Source organism: Sporolactobacillus sp. PKPK-6 (assembly GCF_056678885.1).
Genome location: NZ_JBWXPA010000001.1, coordinates 1749215 through 1761816 on the forward strand (window position 1 = coordinate 1749215; position 12602 = coordinate 1761816).

Genomic DNA, 12602 nt, shown 5'->3' on the forward strand with positions numbered 1-12602 from the left:
GCTAGTGAAGAAAAATTAAATATGGAGAAGTAATCCGGAGGTGATTGTGCTTGACTGATCGAACCCGACTATTTTTCGACGAGATCGAAGGAATGCTGCAAGGCGGTTATCTGACCAAAGCCGAGGCGTCACGTCTCCGCACCGTCTATACACGCTATATCGCGCACATAAACGAGGCACCCAAAGTGCCGCCCGCGCAGCCGAAAAAACTGCTGAGTGAAAAGCCGAAGCCGTTAGACGCCCGCAAAAGCAAAGCGGCACACGTCCCCAAGCAGCCGAAGAAAAAGCTGACCCGCGAGCAGCTTCGCGAAAAAAATTTGACGCTGGTGCTGATTTTAGGTGTTTCATTTCTTCTTCTCGGCGGATTCATTTTAGCAACAACGAACTGGGGTACGATGAATGCTTGGGTGAAGATGCTGGCCATTCTTTCTGTTTCCATTGTCTTTTCTGTAATGAGCTTCATTGCGCGAAAGCTTCACATCCGTCAAACAGCCTTCGCGTTCACTACATTATCTGCGCTCTTTCTTCCTATTGTGCTTGTCTGTGCTTCCTATTATCAGCTTTTCGGCACCTATTTCGCTCTTCATGGTAACGGTGCATCGCTTCTCGGCTTTGTCTCATCCCTGCTCTTTGTTCTGCTCTATCATTGGATTGCCCGGCGTTTTGCGTCCCGCCTCTTTGAAGGCCTGTCACTTTTATTCAGCTACGCCGCACTGTGCTTCGGCACCTACTTCATGACCCATCAAGTAACTGCATGGCAAGTGCTCATTAACCTGTTTAGTCTTATATGGCTCGCCGCACCTTACTTCTTGCAGCGCGTGAGACAGTCCCGCTTTTTTCACTACACACTGAAGTACGACCAACTGTTTACGCAAGTTCTTGTTGCGGCGAATGCTCTGCTCGCTTTAGCCTTCTGGCGTCCAGCAACCGTGTATGCGATCGTAACCCTACTTGTGTCTTGCGCATTTCTCTGGTGCGTTTATAAAGGATTGTCCAAGGGCTACCATGCCGGTTATTTGTTTTTTTGCGCTTTGACTTTTCAACAAACGATACTGTTTACTCACAATTATTCACTGTCGATCATTTTATGGACCGTTCTGCTTATTTTCTATACCGGTCTTTCGGAATTTGGCATTCAGCGATTCGCAGATCCGCTCTGGGCTCGCGTTTACCAGCATTTAAGCGCTGCCGCCTGCTGCTTGTTCTGCATCATGATTCCGTTCATCACGTATTTCAAAATTGCTATTGAGCCGAACAGCATGAGTTACTTTTTGTCTCCGCTCTGCCTTGCCGTTATTTTCGGCATTCTCGTCTATTTGACCTGGCGGCATCCGAAGACATGGTTTCCTTACGCTGCATTGTTTGCTGCTTATACGCTCGTCTTTGACGCCTGCATTATCTTTAAAAGTTCTTTTGCGACTGAACTTCGCTGCGTGATGATTCTCAGTATTGTGCTTTATACAGGGCTTTTCCTCTATAAAAGGACAGCACGCTTCATGTCAAGTTATCAGTCGGCGATTCCGATTGTAACCGCAAGTTTCATGCTGCTCAGCTTGATCGCGAGCTATGCGATTTTTGACAAATGGGAGTGGCTGACCTGGGCGTTGATCGTCTGGGCACTCATGCTGCTGACCAGCTTACTACGTACGGATCTGAGCGCAAAGATCGCTGGGCATACTCAATCCGCTGTATTCGGGCTTGTACTGCTTATCCTTTTCCCTGAGCATTGGCACTACGATATCCAACTAGTATCTGCGAGTACCGTACTGCTCGCGGCTCACCTGCTCGCACGCACGTACAACCGCGCCTACCGGATGACCATCCTTTATACAAGCGGTGTTTATTACCTGCTTTCGCTTCTGTTTATGTTTAATGAAATTGCGTCAGGACCAACTGTTTCAGGTCTCGTTATCCTCATTTACGGCGTGCTGATTTCTGCCGTACTCCTGATGCGCAACCCTAACGATTTATGGGCGGCATTGCATGGACTACTTGCCGGAGCCGCCCTGTTTTATCCGGTTTGGCTGCTTGCAAGCCATGGCGTTCAGGTTACAGGGCTTGTACTCTACCTGGAAGCAGCGGCGCTCACGGCTGTAGCAGCATGCTACCTACTTAATCAAAAAAAGCTGACGATTGCCGGACCCATTTATTATTGGCTGACACATATACTTATGCTTTTCGGCGTCTTACTCACTTGGAACAGCTTTTTTGAAGCGCCAGCTTTTCCTGTGGTGTCGCTCCTGGCAGCAGGAGGTTATATGTTCTATTGCTTCAAAACGAAAAACGCGACAGCTCGGCTGATCAGCTTTTGCTGCTCTGCCATCCTTGTCCTCGGGCTGTTTGAAAATATTCAAGTTTTCTGGTCCATGACCGGAATAAGCTTCTGGCAATGTGTTTCCGTTACAGCCGTGATTTTATACTTGTTTTATATTAAAGCAAACAGCTCATGGAAACGGACTGCCTTTTATCCGACACTTGTTTTTCTTGGTCTCGCCGTGCCAACTGCCTTTCTTGATCCATTCTACTGGATGATCATTCCGCTTGGCGGATTTGTATGGTTTGCCTGGCATGCGGTTAAAATTGTTGAACGTTATGTATTCAGCAACATTGTTCTCCTGCTCATTTTCCTTTGGGGCTCGCGGCTTCAGGATCTTCTGCCGATCACACAAGACGCGGTCTATTCGCTGGCACTGACCACACTCGTTGCAACGTTGTGTTGGGTTTTTAGCAAGGAATCATGGCGCTGCGTCCTGCATCCGACCGTTTTCTGTCTTTTAGCATTCACAGCACTGGTCGCCGTTCGCACAACTTGGGATCTCTCAGGCGTCATCATTACCTTAATTGGCATTTGTGCCTCACTCGGACTGCTTGTATTCCTTTACGTTTATCGTCTGCAGAGCCTGAGCATTGTACCCATGATGCTGCTCTCCCTTCTGATTTGGCTGAATCTTGTGCATGCACCTTTTGCAATTAAAACTGCAAGCTTTCTCAGTGCTTCACTGGTTCTGCTCACCATTTCACTCTGGCAGCAGAAACCCTTTATTAAGAAAAATAATTTTTCACTTAATTATGAACTCATCACGGCTTTTGCCTATCTGTTCGCTTTTTACGGGTACATGGCCGCGCACAACCTTTATTTTGGAAAGCTGACCGCTGCTTGTCTTGTGGTCATATATGGCGCATTGAACGCGTACCGCAGTGTGCACCTTTTAGAACGGAAAATATGGATGAACGGAGCGCTGATCGCTTTACTTTGGCCGGCAGCGATTATTCTGCAAAAGAGTCCACTCTTTCCTTTTATGAATCATGTACTGCTTGCCGCGCTCTTTTTGATCATTGTCTCACTGTCCTGCCGCAAACTATGGAGCACAAGTCTCTATGCTCTGCGCATTGAATGGATTGCGGTTGCCGTTATTTATCTACGCCTGATGCTGCTTGCGCTTACAATCGGCGAGACAGGAGCCCTGCTCACCTTCGCTATTGTGGCATTAGTCGGCACGAGCATCGGATTTCTTTTAAAATATAAGTCCTACTTCTTCACGAGCATCGTTGCGCTCATTATAAGCTTGCTGTATAACCGGCGCCATATGTGGATCGAGCTGCCTTGGTGGTTTTATCTAGTCATCGGCGGATTCGTGCTGATCGCCATCGCCAGTATCGCTGAGTGGACCAGACAGGATAAGCTCCGCCGCGCCAAGCTTAATTTGCCGCCGCGCGAGTCAATGATGCAAAAAATCAAGCATTACCTCAATGCATGGCATTAATTAGTTTGAAAAAAATGGACGGCTCATGTTGAATTTCTGAGCCGTCTTTTTGCTGCTTCTGAATTTTTTTACACGGTTTGTCCAATCATTGCCCTCAGCTTATCCACATGCGATCGATCCTGATCCAGCACTTCCCTGACGACCCGTTCACTTTCCGCTGAGAGATCTCCGCGCACCATCTTTTCGGTCATCTCAATACCAAGCTGCTCGCCTTCAATCGCCTTTTGAATGATTTGACCGTCCTCATTAGGGACCCTCAATTTGACGAGATAATCTTGAAAGGCACCAATTAAACCGGCAGTTTCAACAGGCGTGCCGCCGAGATCCTGCACGCGTTCGACAATGCGCAGTGCCTGTTCCCTAATTTCATACTGGATCGTTTGAAACTTTTGCTTGAGGTCAGAATCCTTTGCTTTTTCCATAAAATGATCATAGGCGTGGATGCCCATATATAAACCTTTCAGTAGTTCATTTAGAGCGGCTATTTCTTCATTTTTCATCATTAATCGCACCTTTCACTTTTAGGATTTCCAAGAAAAGCAAAATCATCAGTCTACCCGTTTAACTGATATGTGAGATTTGAGAAAAACGATCATAACGTCCATACATGTTGATTAGAGACTTACTCTTTGAATTTTATCGTTTCTAGTTGTGCAAAAAAATAGGACTCCGCAGAGTCCCAAGAAAAGTAATACAGGGGGAAGCAATTACTTAAAAATTTAAATTAATGGACCCCCGAGGGGGACCTAAGGAGGAAGCTGTTGTAGCTTCATCTATTATTGTGCACTTCAAATCTTAATTTTTGCTTAACCATGGCTGAACGTAAAAAAAGGGCCTACATTGTAGGTCCGTCAAGGGGATTAAGTTCTTTGATCACTTAATTTATCGGTTCAATCTTTTTTATTTCCATCATTTTCCGCAATAAACAGAAAATTTTTCTATTAAGTAATTGTTTGATTCATTCATTTGCATGTTTATATTTTGGTTTCGACTGTTTTGGCTTCAATTGCAAAGCCGAGATCCTCAATCATTTGATAATCCTTCGACTTGCTTTGACCTTCTGTTGTCAAATAATCTCCAATAAAAATTGAATTTGCAATATAAAGTCCAAGATTCTGTGAGGAACGCAGGTTCACTTCACGACCGCCGGCGATACGTATTTCTTTTGTCGGATTCATAAAACGAAAAAGCGCTAAAATCTTCAAACAACGGTTTGGCGTCAATTCGTGCATATTCTCTAGTTTTGTTCCCGGAATGGGATTAAGAAAATTCACCGGAATTGAGTCTGCGTCCAATTTTCTCAGAGCAAAAGCCATGTCAATGATATCTTCATTCGTTTCTCCCATTCCGCAAATGATGCCGGAACATGGAGAAATATTTGCCTTTTTGACCGCTTCAATGGTGTCTACACGATCCTGGTAATGATGTGTGGTTGCAATTTGATTATAATGAGAGGCACTTGTATTCAAGTTGTGATTAAATCGGTCAACACCGGCCTTCTTTAGTGCTTTTGCCTGTTCTTCATTAATCAAGCCGAGACATGCACATATTTTCATTGTCGGCATTGTTTCTTTTATTTTTTCAACTGCTGAGCAAACTGCGCGTATTTCTCTAGGCGCTGCTTTTCGCCCACTCATTACAATGCAGTAGGTACCAATTTGATTTTCATAAGCTTGTTTGGCACCGTTCACGATGATCTCCTCACTAACAAGCGGATATTCTTTAATCGATGTATCCGCATAAATAGACTGTGAGCAATAGCCGCAGTTCTCTGCACAACGACCACTTTTAGCGTTAATAATCAAATTCAATTTCATGTTCATTCCAAAATAATATTTTCGTAATTGGTAAGCACCGCAGACAAGATCCAATGTTTCATCATCGGGAACATTCAAAATCTGCTGTGCTTCTTCTGCTGTACATGCATCACCGGCAATAATACTCTGAGCTAAATCATACCATTTCAAAAGTGCACCATCCTTTTTTAAACAGCTTTAGATTTTCTTATAACTGAAAGCCTCTGTTTTAGTTGAACAGCGACCACAGCACATAGAACTGCCTTAACAAGGTCAAGAAGAAAAAGTATTAAGTTGCTCTCTGCAACTGCAAGAAGCGAAAGATGATTATAAAAAGCAAACCACGATACACCAATTGCATAGATAATCAGAATACCGACAAGTATCGCGAGGTAATGCCCGAAAACCATCCATTTTTCTATTTTTATGTAATCAGTAAGTAGGCCAATAACAAATACAGCAAGTGGCCATGCAAGTACGTAGCCTCCAGTCGGTCCGAGCAGAACACCCAAACCGCCACGGTATCCGGACAATACCGGAACACCGGCAGCCGCAAGTGCAGTAAAAACAAGCATAGCCGCAAGTCCTTTCTTGGCATCAAGAATACTGCCGACCAACATGACACCAATCATCTGAAAAGTAAACGGAACGGGGATAAACGGAATAGCGACGGCAGGTAGTGCACCAAAGGCAATCATCATCGCAACAAACAATGAAATTAAAGTAAGCGATTTTGTTTTCAAAGACACGTTCTCCTTTCGTTAACAAAATATAATTTTAAGTTTACCTTTTAAATACGTCAACCCAAAATAAATTAAGGTTAACATATTTTGCATACGCATATTTCATTAGTGATTTTAATGTGTTTATTAGTGGACAAACGATCAGACGTGAGAAGGCATAAAAATGAATCAAAATCGAGGAAGTCAGAAAGTACGAAGACTACATGAAAAATGCAAAAGAAAATTAAATATCGTCAAAATATCGTCACGGGGCTGTTTTTGGCCATGAAAAAAGCCCCTTTCGATCTCTCGAAAAGGGGCTTGAAACGTTGACAAATCAGCGTTTTGAGAACTGTGGTGCGCGACGTGCGCCTTTGAGTCCGTATTTCTTACGTTCTTTCATTCTTGGGTCACGCGTCAGGAATCCGGCTTTCTTCAAAACAGCGCGGTATTCAGGATCAGCTTCGAGCAGTGCGCGGGCAACGCCGTGACGGATTGCACCGGCTTGGCCTGTGAAGCCGCCGCCTTCTACGTTAACAAGAACATCATATCTGCCTTCGGTTTCTGTTGCAACGAGTGGTTGCTTCAGAATCGTGCGCAGTGTTTCAAGATTAAAGAATTCATCGGCGCTGCGGCCGTTGATGACAACTTTGCCTTCGCCAGGTACGAGCCTTACGCGAGCGACAGAGCTTTTACGGCGTCCGGTGCCGTAGTATTGAACTTGTGCCATTATCTATTTTCCCTCCCTGATCAACCGCGAAGCGTATAAGCTTCTGGTTGTTGTGCGGCATGCGGATGTTCCGCGCCTTCATAGACATGAAGTTTCAAGAAACATTTTTTTCCGAGACTGTTGTGCGGCAGCATGCCTTTGATTGTTCTTTCAAGCATGTCGCGCGCGCGTGTTGCACGCATATCTTGTGCAGAACGCGCTTTGATACCACCTGGAAAACCTGAGTGGTGAATGTATTTTTTCGTCAGCAATTTCTTGCCGGTTAATTCGATTTTGTTTGCATTGATGATGATGACATTGTCGCCACAATCAACATGTGGTGTAAAAGTCGGTTTTGTTTTACCGCGCAGAATGGCTGCCACTTCACTTGCCAAGCGACCAAGCGTTTGGCCTTCGGCATCGACAACGAGCCATTTGCGCTCAACATTAGCCGCGTTGGCCATAAAAGTTGTACGCACGTTATTTCCTCCTCTAAGCAAATCAAACATTCATATTCTTGTCTCATGCGCGACCCACAACCGCGTCTGAGTTGAGAGCCAATAAGGTCATTGCTCTCTCACCGTTTCAGTCATCTAATTGAGCCAATATCTTTGGGGCTAATAGTGGTCAAATTAGAAATGCCGAAGTATATCTTATAATATCTTGGCACTAATGTCAAGGCATTCGAACAATTCGTTCTTTGCTTCCTTGCTGTCAAAACGCCGCTTTAATAAGTAACTTGCCACAGAGTCAACCCTTGCGGCGGTGCCGTTGCCGAAGCGGCTTGTCTGTCGCGTCCGGCTATGATTTCCGCCACCTTGTCCGATGCGATTTTATGGGTTCCAACATCCAGAAGGGTTCCGGTTATAATACGAACCATTTGGTACAGAAATCCGCTGCCGACAACCCGAATTACCATCTCATCATCTTTCTCCTGCTGAACGGACAAATGATAGATGGTCCGCACCTTGTCCTTGACATCCGTATTTGCCGCACAAAAGCATGAAAAGTCGTGTGTTCCAAGAATCTCCGCTGCAGCCAGGTTCATAGCGTCTACGTCAAGCGGCTGCTTGATGTGTGACGTGTACGCTCTGCGGAACAAGTCCGGCTCGGGCCGTGTCAGCAGCCTGTAACGATACTCCTTCTTTTTCACATCGTAACGCGCATGAAACTGCTCAGGAACTTCCTCCGCCTGCCGCACATAAATGTCATTCGGAAGCAGACTGTTCAGTGCAAGCGGCCAGCGATCTTCAGGAATGCGCAGCGGCGTTTCAAAATGGAACACTTGGCCGAATGCATGAACCCCGGCATCCGTCCGACCCGACGCAGTAATTTTGATTAGCTGACCGTGATGCATACGCGAGAGCGCAGCCTCTATGTCACGTTGCACTGTCCGTTTTCCGGGCTGTACTTGATAACCATGAAACAGCGTGCCGTCATAGGCAACCGTGCATTTAATTTTTGTCATGACTTCACCTAAAATCGCTTAATTTCTCGTAAAGATCAGCAGCAGCGCGAGAAGAACCATTGCAAAAATTAGCAATGAATCGCGCCAGCTCCATTTCAGTTGATGAAGCTTGGTCCGGCCCGCGTCACCATGATATCCTCTTGCTTCCATCGCCATCGCCAAGTCTTCCGCTCGCTTAAATGCACCGACAAACAGCGGGACGAGCAGCGGAACAATTGCCTTGATTCGACTTTTCAGCGAGCCGGTCGTAAAATCTGAACCACGCGCAGCCTGAGCCTTGATAATTTTTTCCGTTTCCTCGAGTAATGTCGGGATAAAACGAAGCGAAATCGACATCATCAGTGCAAACTCATGAACTGGCATTTTAAGCTTTTTAAACGGATTGAGCAGACTCTCCATGCCATCGGTAATCTCAATTGGCGACGTGGTTAACGTGAGCAGCGTTGTCACCACAATAATGACCATGATTCGAATTGCAATAAAAAAAGACTGAGTGAGACCGCCCGTTGTCACGTGAAGCCAGCCCAGGCTGAACAAAGTTGTTCCGCCTGACGCGATAAAAAGATTAAGGACAAAGGTGAGCAATACAATGATCAGAACAGAGCGCAACCCTCTGTAAATGTAAGAGAACTGCATTTTCGAGAGCAAAATGCCAGCAAAGCAAAATAACACCATCAGTATATTTGTCAGCCAATTATTAGCGAGGAAAACAATGATCACAAAGAGAAAGACGCTGATCAGCTTCGAACGAGGGTCAAGGCGATGTACATACGAATCAAGCGGCACATATTGACCGATAACAAGATTAAACATGATCCTTCACCCCATTTAATATACTGATCACTGAATCAGCCGCTTCATCGATTGTGAATGCGGGTATCTTATCCTTACTCCCTGCTTTATCAAGCACTTTATTCAGAAATAACATTGTCTCCGGGATATCAAGACCGACTTTTCGAAGCAGATCTTCCTGCAAAAATACGTGCTTCGGCGAACCTGCCAGTAATGGCTTGCCCCCGCCCATAACAATAACTTGATCTGAGTAATTAGCCGCATCGCTCATGTTATGCGTGACCATGATAACCGTCAGATTCAGTCGAGAATGCAGATCATCGAATAAGCTGAGTATTTCCTCACGGCCCTTTGGATCAAGTCCTGCCGTTGGTTCGTCTAATATGATCACCTGCGGACGAACCGCGAGAACGCCGGCAATCGCGACCCGACGCATCTGTCCTCCGCTGAGATCGAAGGGCGAACGATGCCAAAATGATGACGGGAGTCCGACCAGCTGCAAGCTTTCCTCTGCACGCTTGGTCGCTTCCGCATCGGAAACGCCGAAATTCATCGGGCCGAAGCATACATCTTTGATAATTGTCTCTTCAAAAAGCTGATGTTCCGGATATTGAAAGACAAAGCCGACCCTTTTCCGCAGTTCCTTAAAATCTTTCTTCTTTTCATGCGCATGAATCACAAAATCGCCGACGGTTATTTTCCCTTCAGACGGTTTCAGAAGTCCATTTATATGCTGCACCAAGGTCGATTTTCCCGACCCCGTATGACCAATAATGGATGTAAAGGAGCCGGATGGAATACGAATCGAAACATCATCAAGGGCTCGCTTCTCAAATGGGGTCTTTCGGCCGTACACATGAGTCACATGCTCGAATGTAATGTCCATAGCTCATCCACCAACTCTTCCTGAAATAATGCTGTGTCCGACAGAGGCACACCTTTAGCTCGCAATGCATTGCGCATTTTTATTGCAAAAGGCAAATCTAGGCCAACCTTCCGAAGTAGTTCGGTCGACTTGAAAATATCACGCGGCTTTCCTTCTCGAATCAATTGTCCGTCGTTCATAACAAGCAAGCGATCAGAATGAATGGCTTCTTCAAGGTCGTGGGTAATCGAAATGACGGTTAGATGACGGTCTCTGTTCAATGCGCGTACGGTTTGGATAATTTCTTTCCTTCCTTCCGGATCAAGCATTGAGGTTGACTCATCCATAATTATAATGAGCGGGCGAAGTGCGACAATGCCTGCGATGGCAACACGCTGTTTCTGTCCGCCGGAAAGGCGATGCGGTTCACTCTTTGCAAATTGATCCATCCTTACAAGGCGCAGTGCTTCTGTCAGACGTTCGATCATGACCTCGCGTGACAAGCCGTGGTTTTCCATACCGAATGCGACATCATCCTGAACCGTCGCACCGACAAACTGGTTGTCCGGATTTTGAAAGACCATGCCGACTAAACGGCGAATCTCCCAAATCTTCTCCTCATCCGAGGTCACGTAACCACCGACATTCACCGTTCCTTTTTGAGGAAGGATCAGCCCATTAAGACATTTCGCCAAGGTTGATTTTCCTGAACCATTGTGACCAACAATGGAAAGCCACTCACCTTTATTTACCGTAAAATTGATATTTTTTAACACATAGGGCTGTTCTTCAGAATAGCGATAGGACAGATCGCTCACTTCAATGATCTTCTCCATCTAGTGCCTCCACTCCTCTCAGGGGCGCATAAATGCGTCTGCTTTTCTATGTATCGCGAATAGACAAGCCATTCGCACTCATCTCAACTCATGCTGCTCTCATGTAATGAATTATAGACTGGTCTTGAAATTAAGTACAAATGAACACTCATCAAATTTTCAGAATGTCTTCTGATTGTGCGAAAAAAGGCAGAAATCCAAGCTCATGCGAACCCGAATTCTGCCTCTCGTAAATCACTGATTATTTAACCAGTTCAATAATTGCCATTTCGGCACCATCGCCTTGACGAGGACCTACTTTCAAGATGCGTGTATAACCACCCTGGCGCTCTGCGTAGCGCTTAGCAATATCATCAAACAGTTTCTGAACCGCATTCTGATTTGCTTCCTGATCAGCAACTTCATTGCGGATAAAAGCCGCAGCCTGACGACGTGCGTGCAGATCGCCGCGTTTACCCAGCGTAATCATTTTTTCAACGATCGGGCGAAGTGCTTTTGCTTTGGAATGCGTTGTCTGAATCCGTTCGTTAATAATCAAGTCGGTCGCTAGATCGCGGAACAGCGCCTTCCTCGCAGCTGAATCCCGGCCTAATTTTGCATATGCCATTTACTTGTACCTCCTTTATTCCTGCCTTAAATCTTTCTTTTTTGCGCAAAAAAGAAAAATAATCCCTTGTCTGGTCAACTGGTTACTCTTCCACTCTCAGCCCAAGGCCGAGGTCGTGCAGCTTTTCTTCAACTTCTTCAAGAGACTTCCGTCCAAGATTCCGAACCTTCATCATGTCTTCTTCACTCTTCTGGGTCAGTTCTTGGACAGTATTAATTCCGGCGCGTTTCAGACAATTATAAGACCTTACGGACAGATCAAGTTCTTCAATCGTCATTTCAAGCACTTTTTCTTTCTTATCTTCTTCTTTTTCGATCATGATCTCAGCTTTTTGCGCCTGATCAGTCAAACCAACGAAGATATTCAAGTGTTCCGTCAGAATTTTGGCGCCCAAAGCAATTGCTTCTTCAGGACGGATGCTTCCATCGGTCCAGACGTCAAGCGTCAGTTTATCATAATTTGCTACCTGACCAACTCTAGTTTTTTCCACTTGATAGTTCACGCGTGTGATCGGTGTGTAAATTGAATCGATTGGAATCACAGCAATCGGGAGGTCGTCGCTTTTGTTTCCTTCTGCAGGAACATAGCCGCGGCCCTTCTTAGCGATCATTCTCACGTGGAAGTGAGCTCCTTCGTCGAGTGTCGCAATTTCCAAATCAGGATTCAATATTTCCACGTCACTGTCGTGGATAATATCGGCAGCTGTCACTTTTCCCGGTCTCTGAACGTCAATTTCCAATGTCTTTTCTTCATCCGAATAAAGCTTCAAGCAAAGCTTTTTAACATTCAGGATGATCGCTGTTACATCTTCCACAACGCCTTCAATGGTAGAAAATTCATGAAGCACAGTATCAAACTGTACCGTTGTTACAGCCGCGCCTGGAAGGGATGAAAGTAAAATTCGACGTAAAGAATTACCCAGAGTCGTGCCGTATCCACGTTCGAGCGGTTCAACAACAAACTTTCCATAGCTTCCGTCGTCTGCTATTTCAACCGTATCGATCTTTGGCTTTTCGATCTCAATCATCAAATATGAACCCTCC

At 45.5% G+C, this 12602-nt stretch carries 12 protein-coding genes; 1 reads left to right on the forward strand and 11 read right to left on the reverse strand.

Going from position 1 to position 12602, the window contains the following annotated elements:
• Nucleotides 1-50 precede the first annotated feature (50 nt).
• Complete coding sequence (locus AC1MBV_RS08535; RefSeq protein ID WP_480948103.1) at nucleotides 51-3764, forward strand: hypothetical protein; 3714 nt, start codon at nucleotides 51-53, stop codon at nucleotides 3762-3764.
• Between the two features lie 68 nt (nucleotides 3765-3832).
• On the opposite strand, the gene AC1MBV_RS08540 is transcribed toward AC1MBV_RS08535, so the two are convergent.
• The 11 genes from AC1MBV_RS08540 to AC1MBV_RS08590 form a co-directional block, all read right to left on the reverse strand.
• Nucleotides 3833-4264 (reverse strand): DUF2383 domain-containing protein, encoded by a 432-nt coding sequence (locus tag AC1MBV_RS08540; RefSeq protein WP_255748525.1) that lies wholly within the window; start codon nucleotides 4262-4264, stop codon nucleotides 3833-3835.
• A 474-nt stretch (nucleotides 4265-4738) separates the two neighbouring features.
• Nucleotides 4739-5731 (reverse strand): biotin synthase BioB, encoded by a 993-nt coding sequence (gene bioB / locus AC1MBV_RS08545; RefSeq protein WP_480948104.1) that lies wholly within the window; start codon nucleotides 5729-5731, stop codon nucleotides 4739-4741.
• A 17-nt stretch (nucleotides 5732-5748) separates the two neighbouring features.
• Entirely contained in the window at nucleotides 5749-6303 is a 555-nt protein-coding gene (locus AC1MBV_RS08550) for a biotin transporter BioY (RefSeq protein WP_480948105.1), read from the reverse strand.
• Nucleotides 6304-6619: 316 nt separating this feature from the next.
• Nucleotides 6620-7012 (reverse strand): 30S ribosomal protein S9, encoded by a 393-nt coding sequence (gene rpsI, locus AC1MBV_RS08555; protein WP_255748596.1) that lies wholly within the window; start codon nucleotides 7010-7012, stop codon nucleotides 6620-6622.
• A gap of 20 nt (nucleotides 7013-7032) precedes the next feature.
• Complete coding sequence (gene rplM, locus AC1MBV_RS08560) at nucleotides 7033-7470, reverse strand: 50S ribosomal protein L13 (protein ID WP_255748597.1); 438 nt, start codon at nucleotides 7468-7470, stop codon at nucleotides 7033-7035.
• A gap of 248 nt (nucleotides 7471-7718) precedes the next feature.
• The gene (gene truA / locus AC1MBV_RS08565) at nucleotides 7719-8459 is read right to left on the reverse strand and encodes a tRNA pseudouridine(38-40) synthase TruA (RefSeq protein WP_255748598.1); all 741 of its coding nucleotides are present in this window, start codon (nucleotides 8457-8459) and stop codon (nucleotides 7719-7721) included.
• An 18-nt stretch (nucleotides 8460-8477) separates the two neighbouring features.
• Nucleotides 8478-9275, reverse strand: coding sequence for an energy-coupling factor transporter transmembrane component T family protein (locus tag AC1MBV_RS08570; protein WP_255748648.1), 798 nt, complete (start codon nucleotides 9273-9275; stop codon nucleotides 8478-8480).
• Nucleotides 9265-10137: an energy-coupling factor ABC transporter ATP-binding protein gene (locus AC1MBV_RS08575; protein ID WP_480948106.1), complete on the reverse strand. Its 873-nt coding sequence runs from the start codon at nucleotides 10135-10137 to the stop codon at nucleotides 9265-9267. The genes AC1MBV_RS08570 and AC1MBV_RS08575 overlap by 11 nt, the downstream gene beginning before the upstream one ends.
• Entirely contained in the window at nucleotides 10113-10952 is an 840-nt protein-coding gene (locus AC1MBV_RS08580) for an energy-coupling factor ABC transporter ATP-binding protein (protein WP_255748600.1), read from the reverse strand. Before AC1MBV_RS08580 ends, AC1MBV_RS08575 begins: the two co-directional genes overlap by 25 nt.
• A gap of 241 nt (nucleotides 10953-11193) precedes the next feature.
• The gene (rplQ, locus tag AC1MBV_RS08585; RefSeq protein WP_255748601.1) at nucleotides 11194-11559 is read right to left on the reverse strand and encodes a 50S ribosomal protein L17; all 366 of its coding nucleotides are present in this window, start codon (nucleotides 11557-11559) and stop codon (nucleotides 11194-11196) included.
• 82 nt (nucleotides 11560-11641) lie between these two features.
• A complete protein-coding gene (locus tag AC1MBV_RS08590; protein WP_255748602.1) occupies nucleotides 11642-12586 on the reverse strand; it encodes a DNA-directed RNA polymerase subunit alpha in 945 nt (314 codons plus the stop codon).
• Nucleotides 12587-12602: the final 16 nt, after the last annotated feature.